Annotated in this window: 15 protein-coding genes, 1 rRNA gene and 1 riboswitch; of the genes, 12 read left to right on the forward strand and 4 right to left on the reverse strand. The window is 68.9% G+C overall.

Annotated features, from left to right (window positions below):
- The 11 genes from rrf to ABZ027_RS33225 all read left to right on the forward strand — a co-directional run.
- Positions 1-95 (forward strand): 5S ribosomal RNA (gene rrf, locus ABZ027_RS33175); the annotation flags it as partial.
- Positions 96-205: 110 nt separating this feature from the next.
- Positions 206-814: a CDP-alcohol phosphatidyltransferase family protein gene (locus tag ABZ027_RS33180; protein WP_356774845.1), complete on the forward strand. Its 609-nt coding sequence runs from the start codon at positions 206-208 to the stop codon at positions 812-814.
- Positions 815-929: 115 nt separating this feature from the next.
- Positions 930-3,425: a mannose-1-phosphate guanyltransferase gene (locus ABZ027_RS33185; RefSeq protein ID WP_356774847.1), complete on the forward strand. Its 2,496-nt coding sequence runs from the start codon at positions 930-932 to the stop codon at positions 3,423-3,425.
- Positions 3,426-3,592: 167 nt separating this feature from the next.
- Entirely contained in the window at positions 3,593-4,429 is an 837-nt protein-coding gene (locus ABZ027_RS33190; RefSeq protein WP_356774972.1) for a DUF881 domain-containing protein, read from the forward strand.
- Entirely contained in the window at positions 4,426-4,758 is a 333-nt protein-coding gene (locus ABZ027_RS33195; protein WP_003988855.1) for a small basic family protein, read from the forward strand. Before ABZ027_RS33190 ends, ABZ027_RS33195 begins: the two co-directional genes overlap by 4 nt.
- 5 nt (positions 4,759-4,763) lie before the next feature.
- Positions 4,764-5,600: a DUF881 domain-containing protein gene (locus ABZ027_RS33200; protein WP_356774849.1), complete on the forward strand. Its 837-nt coding sequence runs from the start codon at positions 4,764-4,766 to the stop codon at positions 5,598-5,600.
- Between the two features lie 61 nt (positions 5,601-5,661).
- Positions 5,662-6,621, forward strand: coding sequence for an FHA domain-containing protein (locus tag ABZ027_RS33205; RefSeq protein ID WP_356774851.1), 960 nt, complete (start codon positions 5,662-5,664; stop codon positions 6,619-6,621).
- 43 nt (positions 6,622-6,664) lie between these two features.
- Positions 6,665-7,402 carry a MerR family transcriptional regulator gene (locus ABZ027_RS33210; protein ID WP_356774853.1) on the forward strand — a complete coding sequence of 246 codons (738 nt, stop codon included), beginning with the start codon at positions 6,665-6,667 and terminating at the stop codon, positions 7,400-7,402.
- Positions 7,403-7,487: 85 nt separating this feature from the next.
- Positions 7,488-7,961: a bifunctional nuclease family protein gene (locus ABZ027_RS33215; RefSeq protein ID WP_004002801.1), complete on the forward strand. Its 474-nt coding sequence runs from the start codon at positions 7,488-7,490 to the stop codon at positions 7,959-7,961.
- A 258-nt stretch (positions 7,962-8,219) separates the two neighbouring features.
- Entirely contained in the window at positions 8,220-8,864 is a 645-nt protein-coding gene (locus ABZ027_RS33220) for a MerR family transcriptional regulator (protein ID WP_356774855.1), read from the forward strand.
- Between the two features lie 57 nt (positions 8,865-8,921).
- Positions 8,922-10,319, forward strand: coding sequence for a DNA polymerase IV (locus ABZ027_RS33225; protein WP_356774857.1), 1,398 nt, complete (start codon positions 8,922-8,924; stop codon positions 10,317-10,319).
- A 255-nt stretch (positions 10,320-10,574) separates the two neighbouring features.
- Here the strand turns inward: ABZ027_RS33225 and ABZ027_RS33230 are convergent, their stop codons facing one another.
- Positions 10,575-10,949 (reverse strand): PRC-barrel domain-containing protein, encoded by a 375-nt coding sequence (locus ABZ027_RS33230; protein WP_356774859.1) that lies wholly within the window; start codon positions 10,947-10,949, stop codon positions 10,575-10,577.
- Between the two features lie 114 nt (positions 10,950-11,063).
- Positions 11,064-11,160: riboswitch (glycine riboswitch) on the forward strand.
- A gap of 176 nt (positions 11,161-11,336) precedes the next feature.
- On the opposite strand from ABZ027_RS33230, the gene gcvP reads away from it, so the two are divergent.
- Complete coding sequence (gene gcvP, locus ABZ027_RS33235) at positions 11,337-14,222, forward strand: aminomethyl-transferring glycine dehydrogenase (protein WP_356774861.1); 2,886 nt, start codon at positions 11,337-11,339, stop codon at positions 14,220-14,222.
- Between the two features lie 120 nt (positions 14,223-14,342).
- Here gcvP and ABZ027_RS33240 read toward each other — a convergent pair whose 3' ends face one another.
- From ABZ027_RS33240 to modB, 3 genes are all read right to left on the reverse strand, one after another.
- A complete protein-coding gene (locus ABZ027_RS33240) occupies positions 14,343-14,762 on the reverse strand; it encodes a TOBE domain-containing protein (RefSeq protein ID WP_356774863.1) in 420 nt (139 codons plus the stop codon).
- A 65-nt stretch (positions 14,763-14,827) separates the two neighbouring features.
- Positions 14,828-15,913 carry an ABC transporter ATP-binding protein gene (locus ABZ027_RS33245; protein ID WP_356774865.1) on the reverse strand — a complete coding sequence of 362 codons (1,086 nt, stop codon included), beginning with the start codon at positions 15,911-15,913 and terminating at the stop codon, positions 14,828-14,830.
- A 147-nt stretch (positions 15,914-16,060) separates the two neighbouring features.
- Positions 16,061-16,825: a molybdate ABC transporter permease subunit gene (modB, locus tag ABZ027_RS33250; RefSeq protein WP_356774973.1), complete on the reverse strand. Its 765-nt coding sequence runs from the start codon at positions 16,823-16,825 to the stop codon at positions 16,061-16,063.
- Between the last annotated feature and the right edge of the window lie 16 nt (positions 16,826-16,841).

Genomic DNA, 16,841 nt, shown 5'->3' on the forward strand with positions numbered 1-16,841 from the left:
AAACGCCCGGTTACATTTCGAACCCGGAAGCTAAGCCTTACAGCGCCGATGGTACTGCAGGGGGGACCCTGTGGGAGAGTAGGACGCCGCCGAACTCCTTTTAGAGCTCTGGCTCTTGGGCATCCAAGCCCAAGAGCCAGAGCTTTTTTGCGTTGGGGTAAGGTCAGGGAGCATCGTTGGCACGTTTCCCACAGGAGGCCCCCGGGTGGAGGTCCAGGAGACCCGCGTACAGACGGACCGGGTCCTCACCATCCCCAACATCCTCAGCATGGCGCGTCTCGCCGGCGTGCCGCTGTTCCTGTGGCTGATTCTCAGGCCTGAGTTCGGTGGCCCCGAGAGTGACGGTTGGGCGCTCCTGGTGCTGGCTCTGAGCGGCGTGAGCGACTACCTGGACGGGAAGCTGGCCAGGCGATGGAACCAGATCAGCAGCCTCGGCCGACTCCTCGACCCCGCCGCCGACCGGCTCTACATTCTCTCGACTCTGGTCGGTCTCACCTGGCGCGAGATTCTGCCTATTTGGTTGACGGCTGCACTTCTGGCGCGAGAGCTGGTCCTGTTGGTGATGGTGGGCATCCTCAGGCGTCACGGCTATCCGCCGCCGCAGGTGAACTTCCTGGGCAAGGCCGCCACCTTCAACCTGATGTATGCGTTCCCGCTGCTTCTGCTCAGTGACGGAAGTGGCTGGCTCCCGTCACTCGCTGCTATTTTCGGATGGGCGTTCGCCGGATGGGGTACAACGCTGTACTGGTGGGCAGGAGTCCTCTACGTGGTACAAGTCCGCCGCCTGGTTCGTGCGGACGCCATGGTCGACTGAACTCGCCCGTAGCCGTGGCCGTATCGGCCCGATGGCCCGCGGTGGAAAAGTGCGGGACAATCTGGACGGGTGAAGTCGGCTAGACCGTCATCTCTTGGAGGAGGACGCTTCCGACATGAAGGCCGTCGTGATGGCCGGAGGCGAAGGCACACGCCTTCGCCCTATGACCTCAAGCATGCCCAAGCCGCTCCTGCCGGTGGCCAACCGGCCGATCATGGAGCACGTTCTGCGGCTGCTCAAAAGGCATGGGCTCAACGAGACCGTCGTCACCGTCCAGTTCCTGGCCTCCTTGGTCAAGAACTACTTCGGTGACGGTGAGGAGCTCGGTATGGAGCTCACCTATGCCAATGAGGAGAAGCCACTCGGTACCGCCGGAAGCGTCAAGAACGCCGAAGAGGCGTTGAAGGACGATGCTTTCCTAGTCATCTCCGGTGATGCCCTGACCGACTTCGATCTCACCGAGCTCGTCAATTTCCACAAGGAGAAGGGCGCGCTGGTCACCGTCTGTCTGACGCGCGTACCCAACCCCCTGGAATTCGGCATCACCATCGTCGACGAGGAAGGGAAGGTCGAGCGCTTCCTCGAGAAGCCGACCTGGGGGCAGGTTTTCTCCGACACGGTGAACACCGGTATCTACGTGATGGAGCCCGAGGTCTTCGACTACGTCGAACCCGATGTGCCCGTCGACTGGTCCGGCGATGTCTTCCCGCAGCTGATGAAGGAGGGCAAGCCGGTCTACGGCTACATCGCGGAGGGCTACTGGGAGGACGTCGGTACTCACGAGAGCTATGTGAAGGCGCAGGCCGACGTCCTGGAAGGCAAGGTCGACGTCGAAATCGACGGCTTCGAGATCTCCCCGGGGGTCTGGGTGGCCGAGGGTGCCGAGGTGCATCCCGAGGCCGATCTGCGTGGCCCCCTCTATATCGGGGACTACGCCAAGGTCGAGGCCGGTGCGGAAATCCGTGAGCACACCGTCGTCGGTTCGAACGTCGTCGTGAAGAGCGGGGCCTTTCTGCACAAGGCTGTCGTCCACGACAACGTGTACATCGGGCAGCACAGCAACCTGCGTGGCTGTGTCGTCGGAAAGAACACCGACATCATGCGTGCGGCCCGGATCGAGGACGGCGCGGTCATCGGGGACGAGTGCCTGATCGGCGAGGAGTCGATCGTTCAGGGCAACGTACGGGTCTACCCGTTCAAGACCATCGAGGCCGGTGCGTTCGTCAACACCTCCGTCATCTGGGAATCCAGGGGACAGGCCCACCTCTTCGGTGCGCGCGGTGTCTCCGGGATCCTCAACGTGGAGATCACCCCGGAGCTGGCGGTTCGTATCGCCGGCGCCTACGCCACCACCCTCAAGAAGGGCTCGACCGTCACCACGGCTCGAGACCACTCCCGTGGTGCCCGTGCACTCAAGCGGGCCGTCATCTCCGCCCTGCAGGCCAGCGCCATCGACGTACGGGACCTGGAGAACGTACCGCTGCCGGTCGCGCGGCAGCAGACCGCGCGGGGCAGTGCCGGCGGGATCATGATCCGGACCACGCCCGGGGTGCCGGATTCGGTGGACATCATGTTCTTCGACGGGCGCGGGGCCGACCTCTCGCAGGGCAGCCAACGGAAGTTGGACCGGGTGTTCGCACGCCAGGAGTACCGGCGGGCGTTCCCGGGTGAGATCGGGGACCTGCACTTCCCGGCGAGTGTCTTCGACTCGTACACCGGTTCGCTGCTGCGGAATGTCGACACGACGGGCATCGCCGAGTCGGGACTCAAGGTCGTCGTCGACGCATCGAACGGTAGCGCGGGACTTGTGCTTCCCAGCCTGCTGGGCAAGCTCGGAGTGGATTCGTTGACCGTCAATCCCGGTCTCGACGAGTCCAGGCCGACGGAGACGGCGGACATGCGTCGCTCGGGGCTGGTTCGTCTCGGTGAGATCGTGGCGTCCTCGCGTGCCGCGTTCGGAGTGCGCTTCGACCCGGTCGGCGAGCGGCTGTCCCTGGTGGACGAGAAGGGCCGCATCATCGAGGACGACCGGGCACTGCTGGTCCTGCTCGACCTCGTGGCCGCGGAGCGGCGCAGCGGCCGGGTGGCCCTGCCGGTGACCACCACGAGGATCGCCGAGCAGGTGGCGGCGTATCACGGAACGCAGGTGGAGTGGACGACGACCTCACCCGACGACCTCACCCGGGTCGGGCGCGACGACTCGACGATCTTCGGTGGTGACGGCAAGGGCGGCTTCATCGTCCCCGAGTTCAGCAGTGTCTTCGACGGAACGGCGGCTTTCGTACGGCTGATCGGCCTGGTGGGGCGGACGCAGCTGACACTGAGCCAGATCGACGCGCGGATCCCGCGGGCACACGTCCTCAAGCGGGATCTGGCGACTCCCTGGGCCGTCAAGGGACTTGTGATGCGGCGCGTCGTCGAGGCGGCCGGAGATCGTTTCGTGGACACCACCGACGGGGTGCGGGTGGTGGAGACCGACGGTCGTTGGGTGATGGTTCTGCCGGACCCGGCCGAAGCCGTCACGCATCTGTGGGCGGAAGGACCTGACGACGCCTCCGCGCAGGCCCTGCTCGACGAGTGGGCGGCGGTCGTGGACAGCGCAGGGCGCTGAGACGCATAACACACCCGCGTGCCGGACAAGTGTCCCCAAGGGGGCCTGTCCGGCACGCCGGTGGGGCCATTCGGAGGTAGTGGTCGCGACGTGCGACGATGTGCGGCATGCCGCAGCAGCCCCCCGTTCGGAGCACTCCCACGCGCGCGTCGCGTCCGGACGCGTCCATGTCGCTGCTCACCAACGTCATGGATCACAGCCTCGACGAAGGGTACGCCGAGGCCGCAGCGCGCAAGAAGGCCGAGGGTACGGGTGGCATGCCCAAGACCCTCCGGGCGAAGCTCGGGCTCGCTGTGGGCCTGGTGCTCGCGGCCCTGGTCGTGACCGTCGGAGCGGCGCAGGCGCGGGTGGCGGCGCCCGTGGTCGCCAAGGAGCGCGAGGAACTGGTCGACCGGATCGACCGGGAGACCGAGGCCGCGGACAAGCTTGAGGACAAAGTCGACAAGTTGCGCGGGGACGTGAGCACGCGGCAGCGTGAAGCGCTCAAGAAGAGTGGCGAGAGCGACCAGGCCGAACTCATGGGCCTCCTGTCGGGAGCCACCGAGGTGCACGGTCCGGGCGTCAAACTGGTCGTGGACGACGCCAAGGAAGCAACCACGGGAGGCGACGGCGACCCCCGCGAGACCACGAGGTTCTCCGACACCGGGCGCGTGCGTGACCGCGACATGCAGCGCGTGGTCAACGGGCTGTGGGCGTCGGGCGCCGAGGCCGTCTCCATCAACGGACAGCGGCTGACCGCCCTGTCGGCGATCCGCGCCGCGGGTGACGCGATACTGGTCGACAACAAGCCGCTCGTGCCGCCGTATACGGTGCTTGCCGTGGGGGACGGGAAGCGGTTGAGCAGCAGGTTCCAGAACAGCGCCGACGGGCTGTATCTGCACGCCCTGCAGGAGAACTTCGGCATCCGGACCGCCATCTCCGTGGAGGAGGACCTCCGGCTGCCCGCCGCACCGAGTGTGATCGTACGTACCGCACAGCCGAGAACTGAGAAGGGCACATCGTGATCGCCGTACTGGGCCTCGTCGTGGGAGTCGTGGCCGGCCTGTTGGTCCGGCCCGAGGTTCCGGCGGTCGTCGAGCCTTATCTGCCGATCGCCGTCGTGGCGGCACTGGACGCCGTCTTTGGAGGCCTGCGGGCCATGCTCGACGGGATCTTCGACGACAAGGTCTTCGTCGTGTCGTTCCTGTCGAACGTCGTCGTGGCCGCGCTGATCGTGTTCCTGGGCGACAAGTTGGGTGTGGGCGCCCAACTGTCGACCGGTGTCGTCGTCGTGCTCGGGATCCGTATCTTCTCGAACGCCGCGGCGATCCGCAGGCACGTCTTCCGGGCGTGAGGCCGATGAGCAACCAGGACGAGACTCCCGACAACCGGCTGCGCAAGGAACTCCCCGAGGAGGCGCCCGCTGGGGCCGCGCCGCCGGCGGCCGAAGAAGACGCTCAGGGGCAGCAGCGGCTGACCGGCCGCCAGCGACTGGCGAACGGGCTGTGGCCGCCGCGCGTCACCCGGGCCCAACTCATCGTGGCCGTCCTGCTGTTCGGGCTGGGCTTCGGCCTGGCCGTTCAGGTCGCGTCGAACAGTGACAGCGACAGCGCGCTGCGCGGCGCCCGCCAAGAAGATCTTGTGCGCATCCTCGATGAACTGGACGACCGTACTCAGCGTCTTGAAGACGAGAAGCAGGGCCTCGAGAACCAGCGTGACGAGCTGGAGAACAGCTCGGACCAGGCCGAGGAGGCCCGCAAGCAGACGATCGAGAAGGAGAGGGAGCTCGGGATCCTCGCGGGCACGGTGGCCGCGCAGGGGCCCGGCATCACGATGACCATCGATGACACGAAGGGGACGGTCGAGGCGGACATGCTGCTCGACGCGATCCAGGAGCTGCGTGCGGCCGGCGCGGAGGCGATCCAGGTGAACGGCGTGCGCGTCGTCGCGGGGACCTATCTGACGGATTCCGGCAAGGGCGTGAGCGTCGACGGGAACAAGATCAACGCTCCTTTTCGTTTCAAGGTCATCGGCAAGCCGCAGGACCTCGAACCGGCGCTCAACATTCCAGGAGGCGTGGTGCAGACTCTCGAGAAGGAGCACGCCACCGCGACCGTCGAGCGGTCGGACAAGATCGTCGTGGACGCCTTGCGAGCTGCGAAGCGGCCTGACTACGCTCGGTCGTCCTCGCAGTGAACCGCAGGTGCATGGGGGACGTCCGGCCAGGGCATGAGGTTGCGGGGGGTCGGCGCACCGAATGGGTGGTGCGTGGTGGAAACTGTCAGGTGGATACGGACGTTGTGAGGGTGTCCGGGTCGACCGGTGTGTTCAATCAGGGTTCGTCCTGCCCCACGGGCGGGTCTGTTTCGGTCAAGGGGAATCGCCCGTGAAGTTGTTTGCGAAGTTGTTCGGCAAGAGCGCGCGAGAGGGCAGCGACAATGCGACCGCCCGCCATCGCGCACAGCCTGACGCGGAGGGCCAGCGCCCCCTGTACCGGGACCAGGTCGGTGGCCCCGGTGGTGACGTTCGCGGAGGTCAGGGCGCGCCGTCTGTTGACCCTGCCCAGGCCGGAGGCATAGGTTTCGGACAACCGTCGACCTCAAGTACGGGTGGAGGGTTTTCCGGCGACCCGTACGCTTCCCAAGCCCCTGGGGGGCAGCCTCGGCAGGAGGATCCGTCCATGTCGGCCCTGGTGTGTACGAGGTGCGGTAACCGCAACCCGGAGAACAGCCGCTTCTGCTCCAACTGCGGTGCGCCGCTGCGGCCCGGTGCGACGCCCGAGCGGCCCTCCGAGACCACGTCCACGATCTCCATCTCCGGGCTCGAGGCCTACGACTCCGAGGCCACCGGCCAGACGCAGATGCCCATGCTCTCCCCGGAAGCACAGGCGGCCGTCGACGCGCTGCCGCTCGGCTCCGCGCTGCTGGTGGTACGCCGTGGCCCGAACTCGGGCAGTCGCTTCCTTCTGGACGGCGACCTGACCACGGCCGGCCGTCATCCGCAGAGCGACATCTTCCTGGACGACGTGACGGTCTCTCGTCGGCACGTGGAGTTCCGCCGCGGCCCGGACGGCTCGTTCACGGTGGCCGACGTGGGCAGCCTGAACGGCACGTATGTGAACCGCGAGCGGATCGACCAGGTCGCTCTGAACAACGGTGACGAGGTGCAGATCGGCAAGTACCGGCTGGTCTTCTACGCGAGCCAGCGGGGCTACTGACCCTCCTCCGGACGTTGTCCGGGGGGACCCCCAGGGAAGGTCCATGCTTCATACACGGAGCGGCGGTGCCGGGCACGGCACCGCCGCCACGGACAGTGGGCTGATGAGCATCGGCACGGTGCTGAACGTGCTGCGCGACGAGTTTCCCGAAGTGACCATCTCCAAGATCCGTTTCCTGGAGTCTGAGGGGCTCATCGAGCCGCAGCGGACACCCTCGGGGTATCGCAAGTTCACCGCCGGCGACGTCGAGCGCCTGGGACAGGTCCTGAGGATGCAGCGGGACCACTATCTGCCGCTCAAGGTCATCAAGGACCACCTGGACGCCGTGGAGCGCGGTGAGGCCGTACAGCTGCCGGTTCTGGGGCGTCCGCGGGACGGTGAGGCCGCCCCTGAGGCTCTCGATGGGCCCACGGCTGCCCGCGTCGGACGGGCCGAGCTGCTCGCCGCCGCGGAGATCGGTGAGCAGGATCTGCACGAGTGGGAGTCGTACGGGCTCATCGCCCCGATGCAGGACGGGGCGTACGACGCCGAGGCCGTCACGGTGGCCTCGCTCGTCGCCGAACTGGGCCGGTTCGGGATCGAGCCGCGACACCTGCGCGTGATGAAGGCCGCCGCCGACCGCGAGGCCGGTCTGGTGGACCAGGTGGTGGCGCCGCTGAAACGCCATCGCAACCCGCAGACCAGGGCACACGCCGAAGCCCGCGCGAAGGAACTGGCGGGACTCACGGTGAAGCTGCACGCCGCGTTGGTGCAGATCGCCCTCGGGGTGCGGCTGCCCTGAAGTGGGCTGCGTGGTGGAGGCCGGATCGGCCACCCGTTTCCTGCCCGACTACCCAAACGTCCCGGGCACGGCCTAGGGTTGCTGTGTGAACGAGCTCGATGTCGTAGGTGTCCGGGTGGAAATGCCCTCCAACCAACCGATCGTGCTCCTGCGCGAAGTGGGAGGCGATCGCTACCTCCCCATTTGGATCGGACCGGGGGAGGCGACGGCGATCGCCTTCGCGCAGCAGGGCATGGCCCCCGCTCGACCGCTGACCCACGACCTGTTCAAGGACGTGCTGGAGGCCGTCGGCCAGGAGCTCACCGAGGTGCGCATCACGGATCTGCGTGAGGGCGTCTTCTACGCGGAGCTGGTGTTCGCCAGTGGGGTGGAGGTGAGTGCTCGGCCGTCCGACGCCATAGCGTTGGCCCTGCGCACCGGTACGCCGATCTACGGCAGCGACGGGGTGCTCGACGACGCGGGGATCGCGATTCCCGACGAGCAGGAGGACGAAGTGGAGAAGTTCCGCGAGTTCCTCGACCAGATCTCGCCCGAGGACTTCGGCACCAGCAGCCAGTGAACAACGACGGGCCCGGCGGATGAGCACTCCCGCCGGGCCCGCCCACGACCGTTGACGCCTCGCACGCCGCCAATTGCAGACGGTCGGCGCAGCCTCCCAGGGACCGCTCCGAGCGCATTCGGCTAGCCTTTCCCCGCGGCGGGGCACGGGAAACCACTCTTAGGGTGATTATCACTCGGCGTGCCGAGTGTGGCGATCGTTGACGCGCCCCTGGTGACTGCCTACCGTCGAGAGGGCAGGTCAAGGACGGAGGTCGGCGTGAGAAGCAGCGGCGACGGTATGGCTGGGGGTGCCCCCGGACGGAGTCTCGGGGCGAGCGGTCCGTACCCGCTTCACAGCAACGCGGCCGATCACGCTCCGCAGCGACCGACGGCCGTGCCGAGCAGCGGAGGGACGACGTCCATGGCGTCCGAGCAGATCGGCTACCGCGGTCCGACGGCCTGTGCGGCCGCCGGCATCACCTACCGGCAACTGGACTACTGGGCCCGCACCGGTCTCGTGGAGCCGAGCGTGCGGCCCGCCTACGGGTCCGGGACGCAGCGTCTGTACAGCTTCCGGGACGTCGTCATCCTGAAGATCGTCAAGCGCTTCCTGGACACCGGTGTGTCGCTGCAGAACATCCGCACGGCGGTCCAGCATCTGCGCGAGCGTGGATTTCGCGATCTGGAGCGCATGACCCTGATGAGCGACGGCGCCACGGTCTACGAGTGCACCACGCCCGACGAGGTCCACGCACTGCTCCAGGGCGGCCAGGGTGTCTTCGGGATCGCAGTCGGTGTGGTGTGGCGGGACGTGGAGAGTGCCCTCTCACAGCTGCATGGCGAGCGGGTGGACACCGGGGAGACGCTGGTCGGACACAACCCCGCGGACGAGCTGGCACGGCGCCGCAACCGGGCGGTCTGAGCGCCGTCCCCGCTCTTGGGTGGGGCATTGTCAGTGGCGTAGGGCAGCATCGGAGATGTGAGAACCGCGCCCACGATCCTGCATCTCGACATGGACGCCTTCTTCGCCTCGGCGGAGCAGGCCTCCAAGCCGAGTCTGCGGGGGAAAGCCGTCGTGGTGGGCGGGCTGGGGCCGCGTGGGGTGGTGGCCACGGCGTCGTACGAGGCACGGATCTTCGGGGTGCACTCGGCGCTGCCCATGGCCCAGGCGAGACGGCTCGCGCCGAACGCCGCGTATCTCGTGCCGCGCTTCGCGTTCTACCGGTCGATCAGCGATCAGGTGATGGAACTGTTGAGAGCGCTGTCGCCGTTGGTGGAGCCGCTGAGTCTGGATGAGGCGTTCGTGGATCTGGAGGCCGGGGGAGCGGCCTGGGACGAGGAGTCGGCGCGGCTGGCCGGGGTGAAGCTCCGGGCGGACATACGGGCTGTGACGGGGCTGACGGGATCGGTGGGGCTGGCCGCCTCCAAGATGCTGGCGAAGATCGCCTCGGAGCAGGCCAAGCCGGACGGACTGGTGCTGATCAAGCCGGGGACCGAGCGGGAGCTGCTCGGGCCGATGCCGGTGCGGACGCTGCCGGGGGTGGGCCCCGCGACGGGGGACCACCTGCGGCGTGTGGGGATCCACACCGTGGAGGAGATCGCCGAGGCGGGTGAGGACGAGTTGGTGCGGCTGCTGGGCAAGGCGCACGGGCACTCGCTGTACGCGATGGCGCTGGCGCTCGACGAGCGGCCCGTGGTGGCGGAGCGGGAGACGAAGTCGGTGTCGGTGGAAGACACGTACGACGTCGACATCCATGACCGGGTCCGGGTGGGGATGGAGGTGCAGCGGCTGGCGGAGCGGTGTGTGCGGCGGCTGCGGGAGGCGGGGCTGTCCGGCCGGACCATCGTGCTCAAGGTGCGACGGTTCGACTTCTCCACGCTCACCCGGTCCGAGACGTTGCGGGGGCCGACGGACGATCCGGGGGTGGTGCGGGAGGCGGCCGCGCGACTGTTGGACTCCGTGGACACGACCGGGGGTGTGCGGTTGCTCGGAGTGGGGGTCAGTGGGTTGGCCGACTACACGCAGGAGGATCTGTTCGCGCAGGCGGCGGGAGAGCGGATGGACTCCGGTGCGGTCGAGGAGGCGGATGACACGCCCGTCGAGGAACCGAAGGCGCCGACTGAGCGGCGGTGGCCCTCGGGACACGATGTGCGGCACACCGTGTACGGACACGGGTGGGTGCAGGGAAGCGGTCTCGGGCGGGTGACAGTGCGGTTCGAGACGCCCGACTCGGGGCCTGGGCGGGTGCGGACGTTCCGGATCGAGGATCCCGATCTTGAGCCGGCGGAGCCGTTGCCGTTGGTGCGGGCGCTCTCCGAGGCGGGTGAGGCTCAGCTGGGCGGGGCCTCGGTGGGCGGGCCAACGGGGTCGGGGTGAGTGCGGGGGTGGCGGGTCTGGGTGGAGTGTGGGTGGGGTGTGTGCTGGTTTCGGGCGCGAGGGGACGGGCTGGTGAGCCGTACGGGTCGGCTACCGGCGGCCCGGCTGTAAGTGCGCCGGGCTGATCGGGGTGCGTCGTGGGGGTGGCGCGGTGGGCGGATCGGCTGGGCCTGGGCCGGATGTGTCGGCCGCCGAGGTCGGTCATCCGGATGGGGGAGGTGTCGGTGGGGAGGGTGGGGACGACGACGTGGAGGGTCAGGACTCGTCCGTGTTTGCCAGCGTGCCGAAGTCGTGGTCCGGGAGCGGAGGAGGAGGGGCGGACAGGTCGAGACCGTAGTGGTGGTAGAGCTGCAGTTCCTGCTCGGGGGAGAGGTGGCGGCCCACGCCGAAGTCCGGGGCGTCCTTGATCAGGGCCCGGTCGAAGGGGACGCGCAAGGTGCCCTCGATCAGTTCGCTGGGCTCCAGGGGGACGAAGGCGTCCCTGCTGAACAGACCTGTCCGTATGGCCGCCCACTCCGGTACGCCGGTCGCGTCGTCGAGGTAGATCTCGTCGATCGTGCCGATCTTGGTGCCGTTGCGGTCGAACGCCTTGCGGCCGATCAGGTTGCGCGGATCGATGTCGGTCTGCACGGGTCCTCCATTTGGTCGCAACTCATCCGTAAGCACCACAAAAGAGCACAATCAGGGAGGCGGCCACTCGAACGCTCAAGCGCTGATCTCGCTGGTACGCTGGCAAACGGCTGCTGACCCCGTGCGGGAGAGTCCTTCGGGCGACATCCGGAGGCGCCGAAGGAGCAAATCCTCCCCGGAATCTCTCAGGCCCCCGTACCGCATGGGTGAGGTCACTCTGGAAAGCAGGGCGGGTGTCGACGGCTTCCGCTCTCACCGACGGTGAAAGTCGGCCACCCTCGGGTGGTCCGGTGAAGCTCTCAGGTTGAGATGACAGAGGGGGAGGCCGTTCGGGTACCCGTGCCGTGGTGCCCCACGAAGGTCGTGTCAGACCAGGAGGCCTCCGCAATGATCGCTCACCGCAGTCCGCTCTCCGAACTGGAGCAGGGAATTCCGTTCGAACAGCGTCACATCGGACCTGACCAGGAAGCTCGGGCGAAGATGCTCGCCCATGTCGGGTACGGCTCGCTGGACGAGCTCACCGCCGCCGCGGTGCCGGACGTGATCAAGAACGCCGACGCGCTCGATCTGCCGGGTGCGCGTACCGAGGCCGAGGTGCTGGCCGAGCTGCGTTCGCTGGCCGACCGGAACCAGGTTCTCGACTCCATGGTCGGCCTCGGGTACTACGGGACGTTCACGCCGCCCGTGATCCTGCGCAACGTGATGGAGAACCCGGCCTGGTACACGGCGTACACGCCCTACCAGCCGGAGATCTCCCAGGGGCGTCTGGAGGCTCTGCTCAACTTCCAGACCATGGTCGCCGAGCTCACCGGCCTGCCGACCTCCGGTGCCTCGCTGCTCGACGAGGGCACCGCGGCGGCCGAGGCGCTGGCACTGTCGCGGCGCATGGGCAGGAACAAGAAGGGTCTCTTCCTGGTCGACGCGGACACGCTGCCGCAGACCGTAGCCGTGATCCGGACGCGGGCCGAGCCGACCGGCGTCGAGGTCGTGGTCGCGGACCTCGGTGACGGCATTCCGGCCGAGATCGCCGGGCGTGAGATCAACGGTGTGCTGCTGCAGTACCCGGGCGCCTCCGGTGCCGTACGCGACATCAAGCCGCTGATCGAGCAGGCCCACGAACTCGGCGCGCTGGTGACGGTCGCCGCCGATCTGCTGGCGCTGACGCTGCTGAAGCCCCCGGGTGAGCTCGGTGCGGACATCGCCGTCGGGACGACCCAGCGGTTCGGGGTACCGATGGGCTTCGGCGGACCGCACGCCGGATACATGGCGGTCCGTGAGAAGTTCGCGCGCAGCCTGCCGGGGCGGCTCGTGGGCGTGTCCGTCGACGCCGACGGGAACAAGGCCTACCGGCTCGCCCTGCAGACGCGGGAGCAGCACATCCGGCGCGAGAAGGCGACCAGCAACATCTGCACCGCGCAGGTGCTGCTCGCCGTGATGGCCGGCATGTACGCCGTCTACCACGGGCCCGAGGGCCTCAGGGGCATCGCACGGCGCACCCACCGGTACGCCACGATCCTCGCCGCGGGCCTGACGGCCGGCGGGATCGAGGTCGTGCACGGCTCCTACTTCGACACCCTGACCGCCCGGGTGCCGTCACGGGCGGCCGAGGTCGTCGCGGCCGCGCGCGAGAACGGCGTCAACCTCCGGCTCGTCGACGCCGACCTGGTGTCGATCGCGTGCGACGAGACCACCTCGCGGACTCAACTGGCCGCCGTGTGGGCCGCGTTCGGGGTCGAGGGGGACATCGAGGCGCTGGACGCGGCCGCCGAGGACTCCCTTCCGGCCGCGCTGCGGCGTACCGACGCGTACCTCACACACCCCGTCTTCCACCAGCACCGCTCCGAGACCGCGATGCTCCGCTACCTGCGTCGGCTGGCCGACCGGGACTACGCCCTCGACCGCGGCATGATCCCGTTGGGCTCCTGCACCATGAAGCTCAACGCCACCACCGAGATGGAGCCGGTCACCTGGCCCGAGTTCGGTCAGCTGCACCCCTTCGCGCCCGCCGAGCAGGCCGAGGGCTATCTCGTCCTCATCCGCGAGCTGGAGGAGCGTCTCGCCGAGGTCACCGGCTACGACACGGTCTCGCTGCAGCCCAACGCCGGTTCGCAGGGCGAGCTGGCGGGACTGCTCGCCGTACGCGGATATCACCGGGCCAACGGGGACGAGCAGCGGACCGTGTGTCTGATCCCGTCGTCGGCGCACGGCACCAACGCCGCCAGTGCCGTGATGGCCGGGATGAAGGTCGTCGTGGTGAAGACCGCCGAGGACGGCGAGATCGACGTCGAGGATCTGCGGGCGAAGATCGAGCAGCACCGGGACGAGCTGGCGGTGCTGATGATCACGTACCCCTCCACGCACGGTGTGTTCGAGGAGCATGTCGCGGACATCTGCGCGCAGGTGCACGAGGCCGGCGGCCAGGTGTACGTCGACGGCGCCAACCTCAACGCCCTGGTGGGGCTGGCCAAGCCGGGACACTTCGGCGGGGACGTCTCGCACCTGAACCTGCACAAGACGTTCTGCATCCCGCACGGCGGCGGCGGTCCGGGCGTCGGCCCGGTCGGGGTGCGCGCGCACCTGGCGCCGTACCTGCCGAACCACCCCCTGCAGCCCGCGGCCGGCCCGGAGACCGGTGTCGGGCCCGTCTCGGCCGCGCCCTGGGGCTCCGCCGGGATCCTGCCGATCTCGTGGGCGTACGTGCGGCTCATGGGCGGTGAGGGACTCAAGCGGGCCACGCAGGTGGCCGTGCTCTCCGCGAACTACATCGCCAAGCGGCTGGAACCGCACTTCCCGGTGCTCTACACCGGTCCGGGCGGCCTGGTCGCGCACGAGTGCATCATCGACCTGCGGCCCCTGACCAAGGCGACCGGCGTGAGTGTCGACGACGTCGCCAAGCGGCTCATCGACTACGGGTTCCACGCGCCGACGATGTCCTTCCCGGTGGCCGGGACGCTGATGATCGAGCCGACCGAGTCCGAGGACCTGAACGAACTCGACCGGTTTTGCGAGGCGATGATCGCCATTCGTGCGGAGATCGAGAAGGTCGGCTCGGGCGAGTGGCCCGCGGACGACAATCCGCTGCGGAACGCGCCGCACACCGCGGGCGCGCTCGGCGGGGCGTGGGAGCACGCGTACACGCGTGAGGAGGCCGTCTTCCCGTCCGGTGTGTCGGTGGCGGACAAGTACTGGCCGCCGGTGCGCCGCATCGACCAGGCCTTCGGTGACCGGAACCTGGTCTGCTCCTGCCCGCCGCTGGACGCGTACGAGGACTGACTGGACGCGTACGAGGACTGATCTGACGTAGGCGGGAAGGGCTCCGGCCGGTCGTGCACCGGGCGGAGCCCTTTCGCGTCACGTAAGCCCTCCCGATGCGTGCGGTGCGACGCGGTGAGGTCACACGGTCGCCAGGGAGACCTCGGTCGACTTGATCAGGGCGACGACCGGGATGCCGGTCGTGAGACCGAGGTCCGTGACGGCGTCCTTGGTGATCACCGCGATCAGGTCGGCGCCCTCGACGCTGATCCGGACGGCTGCCATGGCGCCGCCGGTCGCGATGTCACTGATCATGCCGGGCAGCTGGTTGCGGATGGACAGGCCGTCGACCGGCGCGGTGGCCAGGGACACCTCCGTCGACTTCACCAGGGCCTGTACGGCCGTTCCCGCGGCGAGGCCCAGCTCCTCGGCGGCTTCCCGGGTGATCGCGGCGGTGAGGTTCTGGCCGCCGGTGAGACGGATTTTGACCATGGCCATCACCTCTCCCGGGGTGCTGGCGGTGACGGTGCCGGAGAGCTGGTTGCGGATGGACAGGCTCATTAAAGGCCTCACTGGGATGGGGTGGGGATGGGGCCGGGGAAGCCCACCGTAGCCGCCTGGAGGTCTTATGCCGGGTATGCGTGTGTCTGGGTTGCCTTGACGGTCGCCCAGACCGATGCGCCGGGGTGCAGGTCGAGTTCGGCCGCGGCGACCGTGGTGAGGTCGGCGGTGAGGGGGAGTTCGCCGGTGAGGTCCGCTCGGATCTGGTCGCCGTGGGTCTCCAGGCCGGCCACTTCGCAGCGCCAGAGGTTGCGTGCGCTGGAACCCGTGGGCTTTTCCCGGTAGAGGGTGACGGCGCTCGGCGGGAACGCCACGAACACGGGTCCGGCGAGATCCTCGGTGGTGGTGAGGGCGGAGCCGGCGTCGAGACGGACCGTGTGGCCTTCGGCGTGCCCCTTGTAGAGGTTCAGGCCGACCAGTTGCGCGATGTAGTCCGTACGGGGGTGGCGGGCGATGTCGGCGGGAGCGCCCTCCTGGACGACCTGGCCGTGTTCGATGACGACGAGTCGGTCCGCGAGCACCATGGCGTCCAGCGGGTCGTGCGTGACCAGTACGGCGACCGCCTCGAACTCGGCCAGGTGACGGCGGAGTTGGGCGCGTACCTCCAGGCGGGTGCGGGCATCCAGGGCGGCGAGCGGCTCGTCGAGGAGGAGCAGGCGCGGTTGGGTGGCCAGGGCGCGGGCGACGGCGACCCGCTGGGCCTGGCCGCCGGAGAGCCTGCGGGGCTTGGCGGCCGCTTGTTCGGCCAGGCCCATGCGCTCCAGCCACTCCGCCGCCTGCGCGCGGGACTCCGCTTTGGTGGCGCCCTGACAGCGCGGGCCGAAGGCCACGTTGTCGAGGGCGGACAGGTGCGGGAAGAGCAGGTAGTCCTGGAAGACCACGCCGACCGGGCGGGACTCGGGCGGCGTACGGTCCATCGCGGCACCGTCGAGGCGCAGATGGCCGCCCGTGAGGGGGACGAGACCGGCGAGTGCACGCAGGGCGGTGGTCTTGCCGGCGCCGTTCGGACCGAGCAGGGCGACCACGTCACCGGGGGCGGCATTGAGGGGGACGTCCAGGCGGAAGGTGCCGCGTTCCACGACGAGACGGGAGTCGAGGCCCGCGTCGTGTCCGTCCTCGGTGACGGGGTCGGCTGAGGTGGCGTCGGTCATGAGGGGGCGTCCAGCTCGGTCTTGGGGAGCGGGTGGGGTTGGTTCGGCTCGGGGGTGGTGGGCTTCGCTGCGGGCCGGTGGGTGGTTCGGCTTCGGCTTGCGGCCGATGGCATGGGAGTGCGGTACGCGGTGGCGTTCGGCATCGGCTCAGGAGGTGGTCATCCAGCGGTCCCGCAGGCCCGCCAGTACGGCGATGGAGACGGCCAGCAGGACCAGGCTGAGGGCGATCGCGGCCGCCGGGTCGTTCTGCAGGGCCAGGTAGACCGCGAGTGGCATGGTCTGGGTTCGGCCCGGGAAGTTGCCGGCGAAGGTGATCGTCGCCCCGAACTCACCCAGCGCCCGCGCCCAGGCCAGGACCGAGCCCGCGGCGATGCCCGGCGCGATCAGCGGGAGCGTGACCCGGCGGAACGCGGTGAAGCGGGAGGCGCCCAGGGTGGTGGCCGCCTCCTCGTAGCGCGGGTCGGCGGCGCGCAAAGTGCCCTCGACGCTGATGACGAGGAACGGCATGGCCACGAACGTCTCCGCGAGGACGACGCCCGTCGTGGTGAACGGGAGCGTGATGCCGAACCAGGCGTCCAGCCACTGGCCCACGACTCCGTTGCGGCCGAGGGCGAGCAGCAGAGCCACACCGCCGACCACCGGGGGCAGGACCAGGGGCAGGGTGACCAGGGCGCGGACCAGGCCGCGGCCGGGGAAGTCGGTGCGGGCCAGCAGCCAGGCCAGTGGGACGCCGATGACCAGGCTCAGCGCGGTCGCCGTCGTGGCGCACAGCAGTGACAGGCGCAGGGCCTGCCAGACCTCGGCGCTGGTCAGCTGGTCGGGGAGGGTGCGCCACGGGGCACGGATCAGCAGGGCGACGAGGGGGAGGAGCAGGAACGCCAGACCCGCCAGGGCGGGGAGGAGCAGGGGCAGCGGGACGCCGGGGCCT

It is taken from the genome of Streptomyces sp. NPDC006332, from assembly GCF_040612855.1.
Classification (GTDB): domain Bacteria; phylum Actinomycetota; class Actinomycetes; order Streptomycetales; family Streptomycetaceae; genus Streptomyces.

What these genes read in the sequence shown, in the direction of transcription:
- ABZ027_RS33185 (WP_356774847.1), top strand. Translation starts at nt 930, where the DNA reads ATGAAGGCCGTCGTGATGGCCGGAGGCGAAGGCACACGCCTTCGCCCT.
- ABZ027_RS33190 (WP_356774972.1), top strand. Translation starts at nt 3,593, where the DNA reads ATGTCGCTGCTCACCAACGTCATGGATCACAGCCTCGACGAAGGGTAC.
- ABZ027_RS33200 (WP_356774849.1), top strand. Translation starts at nt 4,764, where the DNA reads ATGAGCAACCAGGACGAGACTCCCGACAACCGGCTGCGCAAGGAACTC.
- ABZ027_RS33205 (WP_356774851.1), top strand. Translation starts at nt 5,662, where the DNA reads ATGGGTGGTGCGTGGTGGAAACTGTCAGGTGGATACGGACGTTGTGAG.
- ABZ027_RS33210 (WP_356774853.1), top strand. Translation starts at nt 6,665, where the DNA reads ATGCTTCATACACGGAGCGGCGGTGCCGGGCACGGCACCGCCGCCACG.
- gcvP (WP_356774861.1), top strand. Translation starts at nt 11,337, where the DNA reads ATGATCGCTCACCGCAGTCCGCTCTCCGAACTGGAGCAGGGAATTCCG.
- ABZ027_RS33240 (WP_356774863.1), bottom strand. Translation starts at nt 14,762, where the DNA reads ATGAGCCTGTCCATCCGCAACCAGCTCTCCGGCACCGTCACCGCCAGC.
- ABZ027_RS33245 (WP_356774865.1), bottom strand. Translation starts at nt 15,913, where the DNA reads ATGACCGACGCCACCTCAGCCGACCCCGTCACCGAGGACGGACACGAC.